We start from the raw sequence: 21,743 nt of genomic DNA, 5'->3' as shown, positions 1-21,743 counted from the left end.
CAGTGAATATTGTATTAGGTATTGATCCAGGGTCGAGAATCACAGGCTATGGAATAGTCAAACAAGCCAACGGCAAAATAGAATACCTGGGAAGCGGTTGTATTCGCACCAGCGAAAAAGAACTTCCGTTACGCTTAAAACAAATACATGCTGGTGTCAGTGAAATTATTACTCAATTTTCACCTGATGAGTTCGCCATTGAGCAGGTATTCATGGCAAAAAATCCCGATTCAGCGCTCAAGTTAGGGCAAGCACGAGGCGCCGCTATTGTTGCAGCTGTTCGTCATGACTTACCTGTAGCGGAGTATTCTGCCAGACAAATAAAGCAAGCGGTCGTAGGAACTGGCGCCGCAGATAAATCACAAGTACAACATATGGTGGCGCAATTGTTGTCGTTATCCGCTAATCCTCAAGCTGACGCGGCAGATGCTTTGGCGGTGGCTTTATGTCATTGTCATACTAGGCAAAGCTTAATCAGCATGGCTGGTAAAGTCCGAGGAACAGTAAGGCGACGCTTACGCTAATTGATTGTTTGCTTAAAAAAGCAGCAAACAACGGTTTTTTTAGTAAAAATTCAACGGAACGAATTGAAACTTAAAACTTTGACCCAATATATTGCTGATAGAGTTTATTAGCTAAGGTAAAGAGGACGACATGACCTTAGAGCGTTCAGAACGTTTTGAAATTCCCGTATTACCACTGCGTGATGTAGTGGTATACCCACACATGGTTATCCCATTGTTTGTTGGTCGTGAAAAGTCTATTCGTTGCTTAGAAAGCGCGATGAGTCAAGACAAGCAAGTTTTGTTAGTGGCGCAGAAGGATGCCAGTAATGATAACCCTCAAGCAGAAGACTTATATACCGTAGGTACGGTAGCTAATATTCTCCAATTGTTGAAGTTGCCTGACGGTACTGTGAAAGTACTTGTTGAGGGCAGCCAGCGCGCCAAGCTAGAGCAAATTATTCAAGACGATGAATACTATGTCGCTTCTGCTGAATACATCGTGTCTGCTCAACCTGACGAGAAAGAACAAGAAGTCATGGTGCGCTCGGCGATTAGCCAGTTTGAAGGCTACATTAAGCTGAATAAAAAGATCCCACCAGAAGTGCTCACTTCGGTTTCTGGTATCGATGATGCCGCGCGCTTAGCTGACACCATGGCTGCTCATATGCCTTTGAAGTTAGAAGACAAGCAGTCAGTACTAGAGTTAGCCAGTATTCCTGAACGCCTCGAATATCTGATGGCGATGATGGAGTCTGAAATCGATTTGCTACACGTGGAAAAGAAAATCCGCGGTCGAGTCAAAAAGCAAATGGAAAAAAGTCAGCGCGAGTACTATCTCAACGAGCAGATGAAGGCTATTCAGAAAGAACTGGGCGAATCTGAAGATGGTCAAGATGAGTTTGAGCAGTTGTCTCAGCGCATTGAAGAAGCCAAGATGCCAGAAGAAGCTAAAGATAAAACTTTAGCAGAACTGAATAAACTTAAAATGATGTCTCCGATGTCTGCCGAAGCTACCGTAGTTCGTGGCTATGTAGATTGGATGTTAAGTGTACCTTGGGTGAAACGCTCTAAAGTTAAGCGTGACTTAGCTAAAGCTGAACAAGTCCTTAATCAAGACCATTACGGCTTGGAAAAGGTCAAAGAACGTATTTTAGAGTACTTGGCGGTACAAAGCCGAGTAAACAAATTGAAAGGGCCTATTTTATGTCTAGTTGGGCCGCCGGGCGTGGGAAAAACCTCTCTGGGCCAATCTATTGCTAAGTCTACCGGGCGGAAATATGTGCGCATGGCATTAGGTGGCGTTAGAGACGAGGCTGAAATTCGTGGTCATCGTCGCACCTACATAGGCTCTATGCCAGGTAAGTTGATTCAGAAAATGTCTAAAGTGGCGGTAAAAAACCCGCTGTTTTTGCTAGATGAAATCGATAAAATGGCTTCAGATATGCGTGGTGATCCTGCTTCAGCATTGTTAGAAGTGTTAGACCCAGAGCAAAACAACAGCTTTAACGATCATTACTTAGAAGTCGATTACGATTTGTCTGATGTAATGTTTGTTGCTACATCAAATTCAATGAACATTCCTGGTCCTTTGTTAGACCGAATGGAAGTGATTCGTTTATCGGGGTATACCGAAGACGAGAAATTGAATATTGCTAAGCAACATTTGATCAGTAAGCAAATTAAACGTAACGGTCTTAAAGATCACGAAATCACCATTCATGATAGTGCCATTATTGGCATCATTCGTTATTACACGCGTGAAGCGGGTGTGCGTAGTCTAGAGAGAGAAATTTCTAAACTTTGTCGTAAAGCAGTAAAAGAAATTCTGCTTAACAAAGACTTGAAACAGGTTGAAATTAGCCAAGACAATCTCAGTACCTACTTAGGCGTGCAGCGTTGTGATTACGGTAAAGCTGATGAGAACAACCGTGTAGGTATGGTGACTGGTTTGGCTTGGACAGAAGTGGGCGGTGATTTGCTGACTATTGAAACCGCCTCGGTACCTGGTAAAGGCAAGCTCACTTACACGGGTTCTTTAGGTGACGTGATGCAAGAGTCTATTCAAGCCGCTATGACCGTGGTAAGAGCGCGTGCCGACAAGTGGCGTATCAACAGCGACTTTTACGAGAAGCGAGACATACATGTACACGTACCTGAAGGGGCTACGCCCAAAGATGGGCCAAGTGCTGGTGTGGCAATGTGTACCGCTTTGGTATCGAGTTTAACCGGCAACCCGGTTAAGGCCGAGGTCGCTATGACCGGTGAAATCACGCTACGTGGTGAAGTGTTACCTATTGGTGGACTTAAAGAGAAATTGTTAGCTGCTCACCGTGGCGGAATTAAAACAGTTCTCATTCCACAGGAAAACGAACGTGATTTAGAAGAGATACCAGAAAATGTTATTGGTGACTTAAAAATCATACCCGTACGCTGGATTGAACAAGTGTTAGAGGCTGCTTTAGAGCAAAATCCTGAAGGCTTTGAAGTAAAAGCTTGAGTCAATGCAAATAAACGATATTCGATAGCAAAATAGTTCTTGCCAGCCTTCTTCAAGGCCTATAGCCTAAGGCTGGCATGGACGCCGTTGATAATAGTATTGATGGTGATGTTTTAACTATATATAGACTGACTAGCCTGGTTCTTGGTCGTGATAAAGGAGTACCTATTATCACGGTAAAAAGAAAAGGAATAACAACAAGGGGAACCCATTGTGAATAAAGCTCAACTCGTAGACAAAATTGCTGAAGGTGCAGATATTTCTAAGGCCGCTGCCGGCCGTGCACTAGATTCTTTTATCGAAGCGATTTCTGAAACTTTGAAAGAAGGTGATAACGTTGCCTTGGTAGGCTTTGGTACTTTCCAAGTGAAAGAACGTTCAGCCCGTACTGGTCGCAATCCGCAAACCGGTGCAGAGATTCAAATTGCCGCTGCTAACGTTCCTTCGTTTAAAGCCGGTAAAGCGTTGAAAGACGCCGTAAACTAATTGTCAGTAGTAGATATTTCTGCGGTCTGTCAAAGGCGCATCTTGGGGTGCGCTTTTTCATTATTAAATGTGGTAAAGAGTAAATAAGCATGTTGGAAAAGCTCCGTGAAGGAAGCCAAGGTCCGGTAGCCAAAATTATCCTCGGTCTTGTAATTTTATCTTTTGCTTTGGCTGGTGTAGGTAGCTATATAGCAACACCAAGTGAGCAATTGGCTGCTGAAGTAAATGGCGAAGCCATTAGCAGAGCCGAATTTGACCAAGCCTATCAAAACGAGCGTTCACGATTAGAAGGGCAATATGGTGCAGCCTTTAATCAATTAGCCGCTGATCCTGCTTACATGGCTCAGTTTAGACAAAATGTACTCGACCGCATGGTTAGCGAGCGTTTACTCAATCAAGCCGCAGAAAAATATGGGCTGCGAGTGAGTGATGCACAGGTTAAATCTCAGATATTGAATATGCCAGAGTTTCAAGTTGATGGCCGTTTTGATAATGACCGTTACTTAGCTGTATTGTATCGAGCTAATCTTCAGCCAAGCCAGTTTCGTGATTTGATTCGCAATGATTTGACCCGTCAGCAATTACAACAAGCATTGTTAGGCAGCGAGTTTGCCTTACCAAGCGAAGCTGAAATGTTGGTCAAGTTAAATCAACAAACTCGTGATGTACGCTACGTTACGGTTCCTGTTGAAAACTTTGCACAACAGCAAGCTCCAAGCGAAGAAGATTTGAAAGCTTACTACGAAGAACGTAAGAACACTTTTCAAACAGAAGAATCTGTAGATGTTGAATACATCGTTGTAGATACCAGTAAAATCGCCGAAGGCGTTGTGGTTGACGAACAAGACATTCAGCAATTTTATGATGCGAATAGCCAAAGCTATACTCAAGCGGAAAAACGCAAAGTAGCGCACATTCAAATTAGCTTTACTGATGACGAAGCGGCCGATAAAGCAAAGGCTGAAGCGTTACTCGTTAAAATTAACCAAGGTGAAGACTTCGCTGCGTTAGCCGCAGAAGCCTCTGATGAGACTTTCAGTGCAGAAAATGGCGGAGAACTCGGTTGGTTTGAAAGCGGAGTATTACCTACTGAATTTGATTCAGCCTTATTTGCGCTCGCAAATGAAGGTGATGTCAGTGAAGTAGTAAAAACAGAATCTGGTTTTCACTTAATCAAACTCATTGAGATCGAAACCGCTCAAGTTAAACCTTTAGATGATGTTAAAGTGCAAATTAGCCAACGCTTGCAGCAAGAACAGGCTCAAAATACGTTTTACGAGCAAGCACAGCGCTTAGCTGAAGTATCTTTTGAAATTCCTGACTCTTTAGTGGATGTGGCTAGTGAAACGGGTTTAACCGTTGAAACGGTTAAAGGCCTAACTCGCTCTAGTGCGAATGCGCTATTAAATCAACCACAGGTTATCAACCAACTATTTAATCCTGACTTTATTGCTGAAGGCTTAAATAGTGATGCTATTCAATTAGAAGATGATAGCTCTGTTGTTGTTCGTGTTATGGCTCATCAAGCCGCTGAGATTAAGCCTTTTGAGGAAGTTGAAGCTCAAATTGCGGAAGGTTTAACACAGTCTCGGTCAAATAAAGCCGCGCAAGATTATGCCGATAGCTTAATCGCTGCGCTGCAATCTGGTGAGGGCCTAGATGGTTTGTTATACGAGCAGAATCTTCAAGTTGACTCAAAAGTGAAGGTTTCTCGTGATAGCCAAGATTTTGAGCCTCAGGTGATTCGCCACTTGTTCATGATGGCAAAACCTAGTGAGCAAAAAGCCGCTAGCCGTATTGCCACTATGAATGGTGACCAATTGGTACTTCAAGTTACCGCTGTTAATGATCAAGATACAGTGGCGCCAGTTGAAACTGAGCGTTGGTTAGAGCAGTTAAGTAGCATTAAGGTTGAAGCTAGTTATCAAGTCCTTATTAATGTTCTAAAAAGTAAAGCAGAGATACAGTACTTGTTGTAATCTTTAATCTGGTTTACATTTTAAAAAAGGACGTTTTACGTCCTTTTTTGTTATAGGGAGGGGCGATTGAAAAAATCCATGGTGTTGATACTTGCCTTACTGGGTATTGGATTAGGCGTGTTGAGCTTTGTCTATTTCACTTACCCAGAAGTCATCGGCATCACCCCCGAAGCCACGAAAAATCCTTTGGTGGGCACTTGGGAATCAGAAAACGCCTTTTATGGAAAGAAAGAGCGCTTGGTGTTTGATGCTATTGGTCAACTTAAGTCAGGCAGTCGGGTTGCCACCAAATATGAAATAAATGGCAACAAGGTCATCGTAACATCAGCAGATAAAGTGGTGGAGTATCGAGTGGCAAAGGATGGGCAAAAGCTTGATGCCTATTTACCTAGAGTTGGCAGGCTACGCTATGTAAGAGTGAATAAATAAAGCCATCCAAGTCGACTTAGATGGCTTTATTGTTTAACGTTAGAAAGACTAACTATGCGAGTTCTACAATCTCAAAAGGAACAAGTGTGTCAACATCTTCTTCATAGTTAACCCCTTCAACGCCAAAACCAAACAGCTTTAAGAATTCAGTTTTGTAGTTGGCGTAATCAGTATGCTCTAGTAAGTTTTCGCTGGTAATTTTCGGCCAAAGGTCGACGCAAGTTTGTTGAATGTCTTCGCGTAACTCCCAGTCATCAAGGCGGAGCCTATTTTTGTCATCTACTGCTGGAGCTGTGCCGTCTTCTCGGTATAAACGCTGGTCGAACAGGCGGTATATCTGCTCCATACACCCTTCATGCAAACCTTGTTCTTTCATAATTTTAAATACCATAGAGATATACAAAGGCATTACAGGAATGGCCGAGCTAGCTTGAGTGACGACACTTTTAAGTACCGCAACATTAGCGCTACCATGCTTGGTGGATAGCTTTTCATTCAATGCGCTGGCAGCGCGATCTAAGTCCATTTTCGCTTTACCTAATGCGCCATCCCAATAAATTGGCCAAGTTAGGGCGGTACCAATATAGCTGTAGGCTACGGTTTTACAACCTTCAGCAAGTACGCCTGCTTCATCTAATGCTTTAATCCATAGCTCCCAGTCTTCGCCGCCCATTACAGTAATAGTGTCTGCAATTTCTTGTTCGCTAGCTGGTTCTACACTGGCTTCAATGATGGTGTCTTTATTGGTATCCACCGCGGTAGCTGTGTAGGTTTCGCCGATTGGCTTTAGGCTGGAGCGAATGACTTCTCCGGTATCCGGTAATTTGCGTACCGGTGATGCTAATGAATAGACAACCAGGTCAATTTGTCCTAAATCTTGCTTGATCAGCTCAATAGCGGCATCTTTGGCTTGATGAGAAAATGCATCGCCGTTAATGCTTTTTGCGTATAAACCCGCTTCATGAGCTTTCTGGTCGAAAGCCGCTGCATTATACCAACCTGCGGTACCGGTTTTTCTTTCTGTGGCGGGTTTCTCATAAAATACGCCAATGGTTGCTGCGCCACTACCAAAAGCGGCAGCAATTCGTGAAGATAAACCATAGCCACTTGATGAACCTACAACCAATACACGCTTAGGCCCATCTTTAACCACACCCTGTTGCTTGGTGTAATCAATTTGCTCTTGCACGTTGGCGGCACAACCTATCGGGTGGGTAGTAGTACATATAAAGCCGCGAATTTTTGGTTTAATAATCATCTTATGTCCTTAAACATGCTCGTTTGAATAACGCCGAAGTATGTTGTTTTATCAGCATTAAAATGCTGTAGATTCTAGCATGTTTATCAATAAAGTGGCATTCAGCTCGGCTGATCAGAGCAGTTAATAGAATAGCGAGAGTTTGTTGGCCAATTGGCGAGTAGATCGGTTATTAATTGCGCTTTCAGCTATTTGGCCACGGTTTATATTAAGTAAATGGCTGTGGCTTTGGTTTCCAATCAACCCAAGTTAGGGTAATTTAGTGATGCGTAAAGAAAAAGTGAATAGATAACCGTGCGTCAACTTAGTGAGTCGGTATCTATAGGGAACAGTTAACTACCACATGGACCTAGTTAAATTCACTTAAAGGAATAGGGATTAAGCGATTGAAAAGCAAGATATTACCAACGCGTATTGAAGGTAAAATAGTGGGCTTACCAACCAGTAAAACCACTCAGTACGCCGCCAAGAAAAAGGCTGATGAAATTGCCAGCCACTATGAGACCTATTTTAAACCAATCGTTGCTCTGAACGATGATGAAATAAACAGCGTGTATCGCCTTCGTCATGATGTGTATTGTGAAGAACTCAACTTTGAAGAGACCAATGAGCAAAAAGTTGAGCGAGACGAATTTGATGATTATTCAGATTACTGCTTGGTTAAACATTTATCGTCTAACTCTTTTGCCAGCACGGTGCGTTTAGTCTGTCCCTCAGGCTCTCAGTTATTACCGTTAGAAAAATATTGCGCTGGTGCTATTACCGATGAAGCCCTCAACCCCAGTAACTTTGCACGTAAAGATGTCTGCGAAATATCGAGGCTAGCCTTACACGCCACCTTTAGACGCCGTAAAACCGATAGGTTTAAAGACTCTGCGGTGGGTGGCATTAACGTCTCGGAATTGTACGAAGAGGAGCTCCGTTGCTTTCCTTTTATAACTGCCAGTATGTATTTAGCTGCGACCGTATTAGCCGAGCGACAAAATATTCGTCACGCGTATGTGATGATGGAGCCACGATTGGCGCGAAGCACCGCTTTATTGGGAATCAAAGTTAAGCAAATAGGACCTGTTGTTGAGTATCATGGACAGCGCGCTCCTTATTACATCACCTCAGACAGAGTACGTAGTAATTTGCCGATTACCTTAAAGCCACTGATGGATTATATTGAACGAGAAGTGAATAGTTCCTTATCTATACCCGAAGTGATGGGAGCCCAAGAATCGATTCTGTATCGGGGTAATTGATACAGTCTACTTATGAAATGCGTCTTGATAAGCCGACAGTAATCTGCGGCTTAACTCATGTTCTGGTTGAGAAAATAGTTGTTCTGTTTCTTTAAATTCAACGGCCTTACCGTGCTGCATCACTAATACCTTATCGCTAAAGTGACGAACTAAACCTAAATCATTTGATACAAAAATGTAACTAATCGCAAAACGCTGCTGTAGTTCTAACAGTAAATTAATGATTTGCGCTCTCACTGACACGTCAAGTCCAGCGATACTCTCATCAAAAACGATGATTTTGGGACTTAAAATCAGGGCTCTAGCAACCGCAATCCTTTGTTTTTGCCCACTCGATAGCATGTTTGGATAGAAACCGGCGTGTTCTTCCAATAAACCCACCAATTTCAAGGTAGAAATGACCTTCTGTTGTTGCTCTTCTGCGGACATTGCGGTGTTCAGACTGAGCGGGGCAGCAAGGATCCTTCCTATATTAGAACGAGGATTGAGAGAACTATTGGGATCTTGAAAAATCATTCTGATTAGTCTGCAGCGGCGAGTATAGTCACCAAAGCGTAATGCCTCACCATTAACGAAGATATCGCCATTGCTTGGCTTATTTATGCCGGCGATAACCTTTGCTAAGCTTGATTTCCCTGAGCCGGACTCACCGATGATGGCTAAGCTTTCTCCCATGCCCAACTCAAAATTGATGTTGTCTATGGCGGCAAAGCGTTGGCGACTTAACCAACCTTTATGGACATAAACATGTTGCGACAAATTACTTACGCGTAATAGGTTAGCCATTGCCATTAGCCTTCTTTTCTAGGTTGAGGGGGTAGTGGCATGCAAACTGATGACCTTTTATTTTTCTTAACTTGGGTTGAATAACGCACTCTCGCTGGGCTTTAGGGCAACGTGGTCCTAAGCGGCAACCAATGGGTAAATGTTGTAGCGCCGGAATAGACCCAGGCAAACCAGGCAGAATACTTTTTCGTGGAAAAGGCTGATTAAACTTAGGTACTGAATTGAGCAGGGCGGCAGTGTAGTGATGATGGGTATTGCCTACCACTTGTTCAGAACGGCCAACTTCTACCATCTGCCCACAATATATAACACTAATAGTATCGGCGAGATCTGACAGGGTATTCAGGTCATGGCTAATCAGCAAAATAGCGGTGTTGTTGAGTTTGTTTAGTTTATGCAGCAAGCGAAGTATCTGACTTGCGGTTGTCACTTCCATCGCCGTTGTCGGCTCATCAGCCACCAATAGTTTGGGTTGACCTGCAATGGCCATGGCGATCATTACCTTTTGGCACAAGCCGTCTGACAGCTCGTATGGGTAACTGCGCATGACTTTGTGGTGGTCTTTAACGCCGACTTTGTGTAACAAAGCTTGCGCCTGTTTCTTACGCCATTGAAAACGCCGCCAAAATCCACCCTTAATATTGTGACAAGGTATAGCTTCTTCAATCTGTTTGCCTACCTCTTCGGAAGGATCAAGACATGAGCTAGGCTCTTGAAATATCATGGCGATATCATTGCCTAACACTTTTCTACGCTGTCGAGCGGTAAGTGCGAGTAGGTCAACATCGCCTAAGCGCATGCGGTCTGCTTTTACGGTCCAGTTGGGTTTAGTTACCCCTAATAAGGCTTTAGCGATCAAGCTTTTGCCTGACCCCGATTCGCCGACCAGCGCTTTAATCTCGCCTTCTGCCATGGTTAGGCTGACTTTATCAACCGCTTTAACCACCCCGGCAGGCGTATCTATTTCAATCGTAAGATTACGAATATCAAGCAGTGCCATTAGTCCACGCCCTCTAGCATAGCTTGTCTAAGCCCTTCACCCACCATATTCACGCTTAAAATACTGGTCATAATAACGAAGCCCGGTAAGGTTACTGTCCAAGGGGCTGAGAATAACAAATCGTTGCTGCTGCCTAACATTGCTCCCCATTCAGGGAGAGGCGCTTGAGCGCCAATGCCAATGAAACCCAGGGCGGTAATATCGATTAAAGAAGATGAAAAGCTACGGTTTATTTGAAATACAATCGCATCCGCAATATTGGGTAAGATACCATTTTTCAAAATTCGGTAATTGGTCGCCCCATCTAAGCGAATAGCCACAATATATTCTTTTTGAATTTCGCTAGAAACCGTAATGTAAGTGAAACGAATAAACTGAGGAATTTGGGCGAGCGTGATGGCGATGAGGGTATTTTCTAGGCCAGGCCCTAAAAATGAAACCACCATAATAGCAATTAATAGCGAAGGGATTGATAACGCCGTATCCATCACATGGTGTAAAACGCTCGATTTTACACCATGGCTCATCCCGGACAAAACACCTAACGGAATACCGATTATTGCGGCGAATATCACCACGATAAGCCCGCTACCAAAAGTGAGTTGGCAGCCATAGATCAAGCGGCTCAATAAGTCTCGGCCTAAGTCATCGGTACCAAAAAAGTTATCTACATGACCCAACTTGTTCCATGACGGGGGCTGTAAGAGGTTACTGCCTTGGAAATCTAAGGGGTAGGGCGCAATTAGCGGGCCAAACAAGGCCAGTATAATAAAGCCGAGCAGCACCCATGCTCCAATCATTGCAATTGAGTTATTTTTGAACCGCAGCATGACCCTTTGTAAGGCACTGGATACGGTGGTTTCTGAGAATACATTATTGCTGAGCATAAACTTCTCTTCGGCGTAACGGGTGGATCAATGCAGTGAAAATATCGGTTAATACAAAGGTACAAATGACTAAAGTGGCGATCGCCAACATACCGCCTTGTATCGCAACATAATCTTGTTGGTAAATGCTTGAAATAAGCCAACGACCAATGCCAGGCCAGGCAAATACCACTTCCAGAACCATTGCCATTGTTAGCACATTACCAAATTGTAAGCCTAAGCTAGGAAGGATAGGCGGTAAGGCATTGTGCAGGGCATGGCGCATCACTATCTGCGTTTTCGACAAACCTTTAGTCGCAGCCGCTTTAATATAGTTTTGGCTCATTACTTGCGCCATTGAATTAGACAGTTGACGAATCACTTCCGTGGTGGGGACGACAGCAAGCACAATGGTGGGCAGAAGTAAGTGGCTTAAGATAGACATGAATGCTGGCCAACGAGCTTGCGGTTCAAGCCACATAACATCAATGATGCCAAATCCAGTAATTTGGGGGATTTCCAGCAATAGATTGTAACGACCAGAGACCGGAAACCAACCCAGTAAAACGGAAGAGTTCATCACCAATAATAGCGCTAGCCAAAAAACCGGGATGCTATAACCAATCATAGTCAGGCTTAAGATAGTGTTTCTGATCCAGTGTTGGTGATAAATACCCGCTAAAGTCCCTAAGGGGATCCCCACCAAGAAAGACAATAAAAATGCCGAGAAACAAAGCTCTAATGTGGCGGGTAGGAATACAATTAGCTCGTCAAATACTGGCTTGCCAGTAACGCTAGAAATACCCAAATCGCCGTTTAAGTTATGCCATACAAACTGTAAGTATTGGCTTATCCACATATCATCAGATTCAATCAATACGGATTGTTTTTGTTGAAAAACAAAAGCAATGATATTGATGATCAAAAAGGTAATGATCAGTAAATTAATACGCCTTAATAGATACCTTAACATCGGCTACTTCCTATACGCATTGTTAAAAGACACTCCGCCATAGGGGTTCCAAGTAATGCCGTTTAAGCTATTACTATAAGAATACATTTTTAGTGCATGGGTTAAGGGCAGCACCGGTACGTCGGTTTCAATTATTTTTTGAATCTGATAATAATTTCTAACCCGGTCAGCTAAACGGGTAGAGCTAATGGCGTCATCGAGTAACTGCTCAAATTGACCATTGCACCATCGACTGTAGTTATAGCCTTGTTCAACAGCATCACAAGAAAACTGTTGCCTAAAGAAGTCATCGGGATCGCTGTTATCTGTCGACCAACCAACCAACAGCATATCGTAATTTACACTAGGGCTGAGCAAATAGCGGCGCAGTACCGCCCAATCTAGTAATGTTACGTTGACCGTGTAGCCATCGTTGACTAAATCATTTCTAATTAGCTCAGCTGTTTTATGTGGCTGGGGGTTATAGCTTTTCGATTCATTTAACACCCACAATTCAATCGGAGTTTGTTTGGCTTTTTCTATATAGGGGTAAACCTGCTGATCTTTATTTGGAGAGCGTGCTTGATAACGGTAAGCCCAAGACGACGGTGACAGCATGCTATCGGCAATTTCAGCAGTATTTAAATAGACCGAATCTAGGATTCGTTGTTTATCGATTAAGCCAGCAACATTGCGGCGGATCCGAACATCAGCGAACGGGGGCTTTTGCGTATTAAAGGCTAGATACGAAACGTTTAAACCCGACTGCACCGAAACCAGCAAGTCATCTCGCTCTTTCAGTACCTCCAATTGGTTTGCGGCGGGCTGCGCCATTATGTCACATTGGCCGGTTAGCAGTTTAGCTAGGCGAATAGAGGATGTTGGCGTGATATCAAACACTAATTGCTGCATTGGCGGTGCGCCTCGCCAATGTAACCAATGCCGATAATAACGAATAAAGTGATCTTTACGTTGATTGGCAAAATAGAACGGGCCGCTACCAATGGGCAATTGGTCAAGTAAACCTAATTGATTTTTTTGCTGTAGCTTATCGGCATATTCGGCGGATAAAATAACGGCATAATCACTGGCTAGATTTGCTAAGAATGCCGCATCAGGGTGTTTTAAAACGAATTCGACTCGGCTGTCACTTAACTTGTTAAACTCACGAATGTTATTACCAAACCCGATATTGTTGAAAAAAGGGTATTCACCTTCAGCAAGTTGATACAAAGGATGTTCAGCATTGAGGACACGCTCAAAACTAAACATTACATCATCGGCATTTAGGTTACGGCTTGGTTTAAAATAATCGGTTTTATGAAAGTGAATGCCTTTTCGTAAATCAAATTGATAGCGCAGACCGTCGTCACTAATTTGCCATTTATTTGCGACACCGCCGATCAGTTGCTGGGTAACGGGGTCTATTTCAATTAAGCGATCGTATAAATGGCGAGATGTAACGGCTATCGCATTCACAGAGCTTTCTAATTGCGGGTTAAATGTATCTGGCGCTGATTCTGTACAGTAGACTAAACCAAGCTTTTTTACGTCTTGTTGTTGCTCGCAACCCAGTAGTAAAAACGTTAGGCACATCATTGTGCCTGAGAATAATGCGTTCATGAGATGCTGATATCCTGATAACTGCTTGATAATTTACCATTAACCATCTGGTCATCTCAACCAATGATACACCTAGCGGTGGGTATTAATCCTATGTTTTTTGATCAGACCCCGAAGTTGATGGTAGCTGATACCTAAAGCTTCTGCGGTTTGGGTTTGTTTATAGCGGTTTTTTTCTAATGATTCGCAAATTAGCTGTTTCTCAAAGTCAGCCACTTGTTGATTAAAGTCGCCTTCCCTGTGGGATACCTTTTCTGTTGAATCAGCTGCTGTGACGGGGCGCCATGGCGAGTCAAAAGGGTCGAAGTTAAGCTTACTAATAAGGCCATTTTCATTGCTGTTTTCTATTACCGCTCGCTCTACTACATTCTTGAGTTCACGAATATTGCCGGGCCATGGGTATGCTTCAAGTTGCGCCTTTACTGCCTGGCTAAGCCGAGGGGTATTAATAAAATTTAGCTCTTGAGCGATTTTTTTAGAAAAGTGCTCAGCAAGTAAGTTGATATCCTGCTTACGGTGACGTAGCGGTGGGAGGGTAATTACTGCAAAGGATAATCGGTCGAGTAAGTCTGCCCTAAAAGCGCCGAGTTCAACCAAACGCGGAAGGTCTTGGTTAGTTGCGCAGACTAAACGTACATCTACATCGAGGGTCTTATTGGAGCCAAGTCGTTCAATTTGGTTATACTCGATAGTTCGCAGCAGTTTCTCTTGTACCTCCATTGGCATGTTAGCGAGCTCGTCCAAAAATAAGGTCCCTTTATCGGCTTGCTCAAAACGGCCGATACGTTGTTGTGAGGCACCGGTAAATGCTCCTGCTTGATGGCCGAATAGCTCTGATTCAATTAAGTTTGGGTTTAAGCTTGCGCAGTTGAGGCTCAAGTAATGGCTGTCCCAACGTTCAGACAAATAGTGTAAACGGGCGGCTATTAATTCCTTTCCAGTGCCTCGCTCCCCAATCACCAAGATTGGTCTATTAAGTGGCGCGAGTAGCGATACTCTATCTAATACTTCTAAAAAACTGGGCGCGTTACCGAGTAAGCTAGGTGTTTCCATGGGTCACCGTGACTAAATATTGGTCAAAATAACTATATACATGCTGGTGATAATTGTCACTATTTATAAAATAACTTAAATATCAGTGCCTTAAAGAGTTGGCATGAGAGTTGTAATAGTAAAGCGGTACTGACAATAACTTTATTCTTCTCAATTAAGGGGAAATACCATGGGAATGTTTACACGTTTAACCGACATCATTAATTCCAATATTAGTGCCATGTTAGACAAGGCTGAAGACCCACAAAAAATGTTGCGTCTAATTATACAGGAAATGGAAGACACTTTAGTTGAGGTGCGTGCGAGCACCGCAAAGGTTCTGGCAGACAAAAAGCAGTTAATTCGCAAAATAGATAACTTACAGCAGCAGGCTGAAGACTGGCAAGGCAAAGCTGAACTCGCATTGAGTCGCCAACGTGATGACTTAGCTCGCTTGGCCTTGGTTGAAAAAAAGCATATTCAGGAATCAGTAAAGCAGCAACAACATGAGCTAACATTAGTCGATGATAGCTTATCGCAATTACAACAAGAGATAGAACAACTAGAGCTGAAACTCAGTGAATCGCGTAATCGCCAAGCAGGGTTGCTCGCAAGGCAAACTACGGCCAAAAATCGTCACGCAGTAAGGCAGCAGCTCGACAATGAGCGGGCATTAAAAACCCGCGAAAAATTTGAGCAATTCCAAGCTAAAATTGATCAACTTGAAGCGAAAGCCGAAGTGCTTGGTACCGACGGGAACAACCCAGACCTCAATAAACAGTTTGCTGAATTGAGCGCAGATGCAGAAATTGCTGAAGAACTCAGTAAACTCAAAGCTAAGTTAGAGCAATAGGAGACGCTATGCTTACTACTTTATTTGTCACTCCGTTAATTATATTTATGGCGATAGTGGCGCCGTTATGGCTAATTTTACATTACAAGAGCAAGCGCCAAGTTGAGCATGGTATTAGCGAGCAAGAGCGCGAGCAACTTACCGTTATTGCTGCACGAGCAAAAGAGATGTCGGCGCGTATTGGTGCTCTAGAAAGTATTTTAGATGAAAGCGTACCACACTGGAGGGACAGCTAATGTTTGACAAACCCTTATACCGTGACCCCGCTAAAGGGAAAGTAGCTGGTGTGTGTGCAGGACTCGCCCATAGCTTAGGTGCCGAAACTTGGTTAATCCGGATTATTGCTGTCACTGTTGCAATTACCAACTTGGGCCTATTTTTCATCATCTACGGGGCGGCTTGGCTATTTTTAGACAAGCGACCGAGCGACCAAGTGGGTGATGAGTCGGTAACGATTAAATCGAAAGTATGGCAACGCGGAGGTACGCCAAGCCAAGCAATTAAAGAGCTAGAACACCAATTTGATAATTTTGAACACCGGCTACGCAAGGTTGAAAAGGTAGTCACCGCTCGCGATTTTGAGTTACATAGTCAGTTCAAAAATTTATAAAGCAAAGGCAAAATTTAAATACCGAGTTCAAATAACTCAAGTGAATGTTAAATGACGCTTGGGTTAAACTCACTTTTTTGGTTAGACTAAAGAAGTGTAAACATATTTTTGCACCTGCAAAGCCGCAGGGCAATAGGGACTAGGAGAGCTTTTTGCGTTTAGTATGGATCGCTGGACAAGACGGAATGCGGTGTTGCTGTGAGTTTTTACAGGGGCCTAAAGGCCTGTCTCTATGGTTAAATAAAGACATGGGCGCGTCATGCGCATAGAGTTAAACTGCCAACAGAATACCCAAGTTTTTAGCGCTGTGTTAGGAGTGTTAGTTAAACACGGCCTTGCATTACAAGCCATGCAAAGTGTTGATAGCGGACATTTATTCCTTCATATCACCGAAATTGAACTTCCACTTACTCAGCAGTTACTTAGCGAATTTCGTTATTTACAAGGTGTTTCCGATGCGCGGATCGTGTCTGCTCTGCCTTCAGAGGTAGAGCATAAAGAAGTTCAAATCTTACTCGATAATGTTCCTTACCCAGTGGTGCTGATTGATAAGTCGGCTCAAATTCGTCAGTTTAATCAAGCCTTTGAACAATCTTGTGGTGATACCCCCCAACCACTTGCCAATAGCGATATCAGTAAGTTTTTACGGGGCTTTAGTGTTCAACGTTGGTTTGGTAGTGGTTCAGGTAAACGCGAATTAGTTGAAATTCAGCTAAGTGGTCGTGTTTATATGGCTGACATCATACCGCTGTCTGAAACATCCTTATTTTCACATTTGCCCGGTGCCATAATGCTGTTTAAATCAGCGCATTGGTTAGAGTCGAGTTTTGATTTGTCTCAGATAGAACTCGGTATCAGTGAAGGGCGTTTGGTGGCAAGTAGCGATGAAACCAACAATGTGCTTAACAGCCTGAAACGCCTAAATGAACATCCTATGCCTACTTTGCTGTTTGGTGAAGCAGGGGTTGGTAAGCGCTTTTTAGCTCGCTTGCTTAATGAGTTATCAATGGGCAGCGATGAACATTTTCACTGTGTGAGCTGCCAAAACCAAGAACATAGCTTATCAGAGCAGCTAGCAGAGATAGCCGCTGAAAAACCTAATACGGTTTTGTTGACCAATATCGAGCATTTAAAAAGTAGTGAAATAGAAGATGCCATTGTCTCGTTAACCGCTCCACAACTCGGCATTAAGCACTTACTTTTCTCTAGTCGTTATAGCCCTGATCAACTGGCGGCTATGTGGGGAGGGGATAGCTATTACTCAATGATTAAAAATAGCATTAATGTGCCGCCTCTTCGTCAACGTAAAGAAGATATCGTACCGCTTACTCAATCTTGGCTAGATTTTCAATATGCCAAGCATCAAGAGGTTGCGCCAAGGCTTAGCCGAGAAGTAAAACGCTACCTTAGTTCCCTTAGTTGGCCGGGCAATATTCCTCAGCTTTATCAGGTGCTGCAAAACTCTCTGGATATAGGCAGTATGAAATCTTGGCAAGTTAGCGACATTAAATATCATCACGAAAGAGTGGTGGACGATGTAAGCGTAGAAAGTTTGCTGCAGCAAGATTACCACTCAGCGATGGGGCAGTTTGAACATCTTTTGTTAAGCTACCATTACCCTCAGCATCCTAGTTCTCGACTACTCGCCAAGAAACTGGGCTTATCACATACCGCCATTGCCAATAAACTGCGTGAACATAATATTCGCAATAAAACTGATTTAGATAATTAGGGTCATTAGGCTGTTTTTACGGCGCGGCGCCCTTTTTATCTTTACATACAATGCCTGCATTACTGATATAACGGCCAAAAACCACGGCAAAAATCAATATCAAACCCTAGTCGCCACTAAGCACCTTGCCATGAAGAGTAAAAATTTTTGCTCGGTGGTTTACCCTAGCGCTGGTTTTGCTATCATGCGGCAACTAAAAAAATAAATTATGCAACGGAGACGCAAACACAATGAAGACCTATAAGATCGCCTTATTGGCTGGTGACGGCATCGGCCCTGAAGTAATGAAGCAAGCGGTCAAAGTACTTAAAGCGGTTGAAGCGCGTAACCCTGAAGTAGCATTTGAATTAAACGAAGCCCTATTTGGCGCCGTCGCCTACTTCGAAACGGGCAAATCTTTCCCCGCAGAAACCATCGCCATTTGTGATGAAGCTGATGCCATTTTAAAAGGTACCATCGGTTTAAATCACGAAGACTCTAAAAAGATCCCAGTAGACGAGCAGCCAGAGCGCGGTGCTTTGTTGCCACTTCGTCGTCGTTACAATACTTACGCTAACTTCCGTCCTGTTTACTTGCCTAAAGAATTAGCGCATTTTTCACCTCTTAAGCCAGAAGTTGTGGGTGAAGGCATCGATATTATGATCATCCGAGAGTTAGTGGGTGGTTTGTACTTCGGTGAGAAAGAAATGGGTAAAGACGAAAACGGTAAGCGTTATGTTAGAGAAGTCCTTGAATACGACGAAGACCAAATTCGCGATATTCTTAAAGTGGGCTTCGAAACTGCACAGCGCCGCAAAAAAGTACTACATAACATCCATAAAAGTAACGTATTAAAATCAAGCGTACTATGGAATGAAGTATTAGAAGAAGTTGCCGTAGATTACCCAGATGTAGAAGTTAAGCACATCTTAGTGGATGCAGCGGCTACCTACCTGTGCCTGAATCCTGGTCTATTCGATGTAATGGTAATGGAAAACATGTTTGGTGACATTTTAAGTGACCAAGGCGGCGGTATTTTAGGCTCTTTAGGCTTAATGCCTTCAGCCTGCATGGGGCCAGAAAAGTCTTACTACGAGCCATCTCATGGCAGCGCTCCAGATATTGCTGGTAAAAACATTGCCAACCCATACTCAATGATTGGTTCTGTAGCCTTAATGCTAGAAATGAGCTTTGGCATGGACAAAGAAGCTAAAAACCTATGGCACGCTATGAAGTCAGTATTTGCCAATGGTTACGGTACTCCAGACTTAGCTAAAGGCGACGATGCAAAACTTATCGACACCGATGCATTTGGTGATATGGTAGTAGAAGAGCTTAATAAAGCCCCTCGTGCTTAATCGCTCCTACTGTTAATAACCAGCCTACGGGCTGGTTTTTTGTTGCTGCTAATCTGGATTTAAGTACGATGAAAAAATCAACTAAAATAGTCAGCGCTGGGCGCGATAAAAAATGGACACAGGGCTTAGTTAATCCGCCTGTTTCTCGTGGTTCCACGGTGGTGTTCTCTAGCGTTAAAGAGATGAAACAAGCCACTGCCAAACGTCATGATAAAACCCTATTTTATGGGCGTCGTGGTACCCAAACTCATTTTGCTTTTCAAGAAGCAATGGTTGAAATCGAGGGCGGCGAAGGGTGTGCCCTTTACCCATGTGGAACAGCTGCCATTAGTGGTGCACTTTTATCATTTCTACAGCAGGGTGATCACTTACTGATGGTAGATACCGCTTACGAGCCTACCCGTGATCTGTGTGAAAAGCTGCTTACCCGCTATGGTATTGAAACCACCTATTATGACCCGCTAATAGGTGCGGGAATAAGCGCGCTAATCCAAGACAATACTAAGGTGATTTTTCTAGAGTCGCCAGGTTCGTTAACCATGGAAGTGCAAGATTCGCCGGCGATTGTTGCTGCTGCACGTGCTGCAGACCAAGACATTGTGGTAATGCTTGATAATACCTGGGCGTCACCGCTTAATTTTAGTCCCTTTGATTTTGATATAGATATCTCAATCCAAGCGGCCACCAAGTATATCGTGGGTCACTCTGATGTGATGTTAGGCACGGCCGTTGCTAATAAGCACTGCTGGGACCAACTTCGAGAAAACTCCTACTTACTGGGCCAATGTACCTCGCCAGATGATATCTACTTAGCAATGCGTGGCATGCGCACCCTTGGGGTGCGTTTAGCCCAGCACGAGAAAAATGCCCTACAGATAGCTAATTGGTTAGCGAGTCGAGATGACGTAGACCATGTTCGCCACCCGGCACTAGACAGTTGCCCAGGCCATGAATTCTTTAAACGAGATTTTCAAGGCTCGTGTGGTTTATTTTCATTTGTCATGAAAGGCGGTAACCAAGCGGCATTAACCGCACTACTCGATGGCATGGAACATTTTAAAATGGGCTATTCATGGGGCGGCTATGAAAGCTTAATTATGGGCGTGAACGGTGTTGATAAATTGCGAACAGCTACCCAGTGGCAAGCTAGCGGAACCTTAATCCGTGTGCACATTGGTTTAGAAGATACCGAAGATTTGATTGCCGACTTAGACGCGGGCTTAGCGAGGTTTAACGCTGAGTTGTAACATGATGTAGTGTCACTTAAAGCCACTTTTACTATAAAAATAGTTAAGGTGGCTTTTTTATTTGAAGTTATCACAATTTGATAACGTTTTTGATATCGGCTTGTTGAAGTAACAAAGCTTTGTTAGCGTTAAATAACAACGAAAGCAAAGGACTGCCCATGTTTAACCACCGTTTATCCTTTTTTCAAACAGGATTAGTTTTTTCTACTGCAATTTTGTTGAGTGCTTGTGGAGGAGGAGAGGGCAGTAACGAGCCTGCACAACCCTTAAGTGGCCAGCAGCTGTTTAACCAAGCCGATGTTAACGGTAATCAGTTTGCCTGCAGTACCTGCCATGCTACGCAAGAAAATAACCAACAATTAGACAGTAATCAGCTGCATCGACCAGCGCACCCGCTGTTTAATGCGGTCAAGCGCAATGCCTTTTATAACGGCAACTTCAGTGAACTGATTGATGCTGTAAATAACTGTCGGGTTGATTGGATGGATACCTCAAGTTATCGCGAAGATAGTGAACAGTGGACAGCGTTGCAGCAATATCTTGAAAGCTTAACTGATAGCACGACAGCCGAAGAAATTGTGTTTAACCAAGTGCCAGCCATTACCGACTTTAGTGGGGCGAATGCTGCGCATGGCGAGCAATTATTCAATCAAACCTGCGCCACGTGCCACGGTGAAAATGCCGTAGGCAGTAATCTGGCCAAAAATCTCAATGGCTCTGGCTTAAGCGCGGCACAAGTGGCAAGCAAAGTAAGAAGCTCTGGGCCTTCAGCAAGTGAGTACTTTAGTAACTTGGTTGAAGGGAATATGCCATTTTGGAGTGAACAACGTTTAGCTAACCAAGACTTAGCGGATATTGCCAGCTACGTTGAAAGTATTAATGCTAGCCAAACCTTTAGCTGTAACGCCGCAAATCACCCCAAAGTGGGCCAGGTCGCTATGCTCAGTACTCTTTCTCATGGTGTCAGTGGCAGGGTAGAGATTGTTGATAACTGTACGTTAGAAGTCACTGGATTTACCTATGACGGAGAAGGCCCTGACGTAGTGTTTTACGGTGCACCAACCAGCAATTACGAGCTAGGTGGTTTTGATATAGGTAGCACCATAAATGGACCAAGCTACGTTAACGACTCGCTTAGTTTGAGTTTGTCTAATGCTGGGCAACTGGATAGCTTAGGTGGCATTAGTGTTTGGTGTAAAGATTTTAGCGTCAGTTTTGGTGATGGTCTCTTTAACTAAATGCCTCAAACTATTGTTTAATGGTTATTTGGCTCAAACGGTATTGGAGCATGGCCGGTAACACA

General features: G+C 43.6%; 20 protein-coding genes. 13 read left to right on the top strand and 7 right to left on the bottom strand.

Annotation, left to right across the window (positions count from 1 at the left end; genetic code table 11):
• Positions 1-2: 2 nt before the first annotated feature.
• The 5 genes from ruvC (at position 3) to M0C34_RS11915 (ending at position 5,897) form a co-directional block, all read left to right on the top strand.
• Positions 3-524, top strand: a complete 522-nt coding sequence (gene ruvC / locus M0C34_RS11935) for a crossover junction endodeoxyribonuclease RuvC (RefSeq protein ID WP_248711911.1) — start codon at positions 3-5, stop codon at positions 522-524.
• Positions 525-654: 130 nt separating this feature from the next.
• Positions 655-3,003: an endopeptidase La gene (gene lon / locus M0C34_RS11930; protein WP_248711910.1), complete on the top strand. Its 2,349-nt coding sequence runs from the start codon at positions 655-657 to the stop codon at positions 3,001-3,003.
• Between the two features lie 213 nt (positions 3,004-3,216).
• Complete coding sequence (gene hupB / locus M0C34_RS11925; protein WP_248711909.1) at positions 3,217-3,489, top strand: nucleoid-associated protein HU-beta; 273 nt, start codon at positions 3,217-3,219, stop codon at positions 3,487-3,489.
• Between the two features lie 89 nt (positions 3,490-3,578).
• A complete protein-coding gene (locus M0C34_RS11920) occupies positions 3,579-5,468 on the top strand; it encodes a SurA N-terminal domain-containing protein (protein ID WP_248711908.1) in 1,890 nt (629 codons plus the stop codon).
• Positions 5,469-5,534: 66 nt separating this feature from the next.
• Positions 5,535-5,897, top strand: a complete 363-nt coding sequence (locus M0C34_RS11915; protein ID WP_248711907.1) for a DUF2850 domain-containing protein — start codon at positions 5,535-5,537, stop codon at positions 5,895-5,897.
• Between the two features lie 52 nt (positions 5,898-5,949).
• On the opposite strand, the gene fabV is transcribed toward M0C34_RS11915, so the two are convergent.
• On the bottom strand, positions 5,950-7,155 hold the full coding sequence (gene fabV / locus M0C34_RS11910; protein WP_248711906.1) for an enoyl-ACP reductase FabV: 1,206 nt from the start codon (positions 7,153-7,155) through the stop codon (positions 5,950-5,952).
• 386 nt (positions 7,156-7,541) lie between these two features.
• On the opposite strand from fabV, the gene M0C34_RS11905 reads away from it, so the two are divergent.
• A complete protein-coding gene (locus M0C34_RS11905) occupies positions 7,542-8,402 on the top strand; it encodes a PEP-CTERM/exosortase system-associated acyltransferase (RefSeq protein WP_248711905.1) in 861 nt (286 codons plus the stop codon).
• A gap of 6 nt (positions 8,403-8,408) precedes the next feature.
• Here the strand turns inward: M0C34_RS11905 and M0C34_RS11900 are convergent, their stop codons facing one another.
• The 6 genes from M0C34_RS11900 to pspF all read right to left on the bottom strand — a co-directional run bounded on the left by M0C34_RS11900 (position 8,409) and on the right by pspF (position 14,682).
• Complete coding sequence (locus tag M0C34_RS11900) at positions 8,409-9,188, bottom strand: peptide ABC transporter ATP-binding protein (protein WP_248711904.1); 780 nt, start codon at positions 9,186-9,188, stop codon at positions 8,409-8,411.
• Positions 9,181-10,188, bottom strand: coding sequence for a peptide ABC transporter ATP-binding protein (locus M0C34_RS11895; protein ID WP_248711903.1), 1,008 nt, complete (start codon positions 10,186-10,188; stop codon positions 9,181-9,183). Before M0C34_RS11895 ends, M0C34_RS11900 begins: the two co-directional genes overlap by 8 nt.
• Positions 10,188-11,075, bottom strand: coding sequence for an ABC transporter permease subunit (locus M0C34_RS11890; RefSeq protein ID WP_248711902.1), 888 nt, complete (start codon positions 11,073-11,075; stop codon positions 10,188-10,190). Before M0C34_RS11890 ends, M0C34_RS11895 begins: the two co-directional genes overlap by 1 nt.
• Positions 11,062-12,027, bottom strand: coding sequence for an ABC transporter permease (locus M0C34_RS11885; RefSeq protein WP_248711901.1), 966 nt, complete (start codon positions 12,025-12,027; stop codon positions 11,062-11,064). The genes M0C34_RS11890 and M0C34_RS11885 overlap by 14 nt, the downstream gene beginning before the upstream one ends.
• Before the next feature lie 3 nt (positions 12,028-12,030).
• A complete protein-coding gene (locus M0C34_RS11880) occupies positions 12,031-13,629 on the bottom strand; it encodes an ABC transporter substrate-binding protein (RefSeq protein ID WP_248711900.1) in 1,599 nt (532 codons plus the stop codon).
• Positions 13,630-13,701: 72 nt separating this feature from the next.
• Positions 13,702-14,682: a phage shock protein operon transcriptional activator gene (pspF, locus tag M0C34_RS11875; protein WP_248711899.1), complete on the bottom strand. Its 981-nt coding sequence runs from the start codon at positions 14,680-14,682 to the stop codon at positions 13,702-13,704.
• Between the two features lie 169 nt (positions 14,683-14,851).
• Here pspF and pspA point away from each other — a divergent pair, with 169 nt between their 5' ends.
• The 7 genes from pspA (at position 14,852) to M0C34_RS11840 (ending at position 21,678) form a co-directional block, all read left to right on the top strand.
• Positions 14,852-15,514, top strand: a complete 663-nt coding sequence (pspA, locus tag M0C34_RS11870) for a phage shock protein PspA (RefSeq protein ID WP_248711898.1) — start codon at positions 14,852-14,854, stop codon at positions 15,512-15,514.
• 8 nt (positions 15,515-15,522) lie between these two features.
• A complete protein-coding gene (pspB, locus tag M0C34_RS11865; RefSeq protein WP_248711897.1) occupies positions 15,523-15,750 on the top strand; it encodes an envelope stress response membrane protein PspB in 228 nt (75 codons plus the stop codon).
• Positions 15,750-16,124, top strand: coding sequence for an envelope stress response membrane protein PspC (gene pspC, locus M0C34_RS11860; RefSeq protein ID WP_248711896.1), 375 nt, complete (start codon positions 15,750-15,752; stop codon positions 16,122-16,124). Before pspB ends, pspC begins: the two co-directional genes overlap by 1 nt.
• Positions 16,125-16,383: 259 nt before the next feature.
• Complete coding sequence (locus tag M0C34_RS11855) at positions 16,384-17,856, top strand: TyrR/PhhR family helix-turn-helix DNA-binding protein (protein WP_248711895.1); 1,473 nt, start codon at positions 16,384-16,386, stop codon at positions 17,854-17,856.
• A gap of 230 nt (positions 17,857-18,086) precedes the next feature.
• The gene (gene leuB, locus M0C34_RS11850; RefSeq protein ID WP_248711894.1) at positions 18,087-19,193 is read left to right on the top strand and encodes a 3-isopropylmalate dehydrogenase; all 1,107 of its coding nucleotides are present in this window, start codon (positions 18,087-18,089) and stop codon (positions 19,191-19,193) included.
• Positions 19,194-19,261: 68 nt separating this feature from the next.
• On the top strand, positions 19,262-20,440 hold the full coding sequence (locus M0C34_RS11845) for a cystathionine beta-lyase (RefSeq protein ID WP_248711893.1): 1,179 nt from the start codon (positions 19,262-19,264) through the stop codon (positions 20,438-20,440).
• 158 nt (positions 20,441-20,598) lie between these two features.
• On the top strand, positions 20,599-21,678 hold the full coding sequence (locus tag M0C34_RS11840; RefSeq protein ID WP_248711892.1) for a DM13 domain-containing protein: 1,080 nt from the start codon (positions 20,599-20,601) through the stop codon (positions 21,676-21,678).
• Positions 21,679-21,743 lie beyond the last annotated feature (65 nt).

The sequence above is a fragment of the Agarivorans sp. TSD2052 genome (genome assembly GCF_023238625.1).
GTDB lineage: Bacteria > Pseudomonadota > Gammaproteobacteria > Enterobacterales > Celerinatantimonadaceae > Agarivorans.
The sequence above is the reverse complement of the archived record's forward strand: the minus strand, read 5'-3'. Positions and strand labels throughout refer to the sequence as shown.

Excerpts from the sequence above, each read along its gene's own strand:
- pspC (WP_248711896.1), top strand. The coding sequence starts at position 15,750 with ATGTTTGACAAACCCTTATACCGTGACCCCGCTAAAGGGAAAGTAGCT.
- leuB (WP_248711894.1), top strand. The coding sequence starts at position 18,087 with ATGAAGACCTATAAGATCGCCTTATTGGCTGGTGACGGCATCGGCCCT.
- M0C34_RS11900 (WP_248711904.1), bottom strand. The coding sequence starts at position 9,188 with ATGGCTAACCTATTACGCGTAAGTAATTTGTCGCAACATGTTTATGTC.
- M0C34_RS11895 (WP_248711903.1), bottom strand. The coding sequence starts at position 10,188 with ATGGCACTGCTTGATATTCGTAATCTTACGATTGAAATAGATACGCCT.
- pspB (WP_248711897.1), top strand. The coding sequence starts at position 15,523 with ATGCTTACTACTTTATTTGTCACTCCGTTAATTATATTTATGGCGATA.
- pspF (WP_248711899.1), bottom strand. The coding sequence starts at position 14,682 with ATGGAAACACCTAGCTTACTCGGTAACGCGCCCAGTTTTTTAGAAGTA.
- M0C34_RS11840 (WP_248711892.1), top strand. The coding sequence starts at position 20,599 with ATGTTTAACCACCGTTTATCCTTTTTTCAAACAGGATTAGTTTTTTCT.
- fabV (WP_248711906.1), bottom strand. The coding sequence starts at position 7,155 with ATGATTATTAAACCAAAAATTCGCGGCTTTATATGTACTACTACCCAC.
- M0C34_RS11855 (WP_248711895.1), top strand. The coding sequence starts at position 16,384 with ATGCGCATAGAGTTAAACTGCCAACAGAATACCCAAGTTTTTAGCGCT.
- pspA (WP_248711898.1), top strand. The coding sequence starts at position 14,852 with ATGGGAATGTTTACACGTTTAACCGACATCATTAATTCCAATATTAGT.
- M0C34_RS11885 (WP_248711901.1), bottom strand. The coding sequence starts at position 12,027 with ATGTTAAGGTATCTATTAAGGCGTATTAATTTACTGATCATTACCTTT.
- lon (WP_248711910.1), top strand. The coding sequence starts at position 655 with ATGACCTTAGAGCGTTCAGAACGTTTTGAAATTCCCGTATTACCACTG.
- M0C34_RS11880 (WP_248711900.1), bottom strand. The coding sequence starts at position 13,629 with ATGAACGCATTATTCTCAGGCACAATGATGTGCCTAACGTTTTTACTA.
- M0C34_RS11920 (WP_248711908.1), top strand. The coding sequence starts at position 3,579 with ATGTTGGAAAAGCTCCGTGAAGGAAGCCAAGGTCCGGTAGCCAAAATT.
- M0C34_RS11890 (WP_248711902.1), bottom strand. The coding sequence starts at position 11,075 with ATGCTCAGCAATAATGTATTCTCAGAAACCACCGTATCCAGTGCCTTA.
- M0C34_RS11845 (WP_248711893.1), top strand. The coding sequence starts at position 19,262 with ATGAAAAAATCAACTAAAATAGTCAGCGCTGGGCGCGATAAAAAATGG.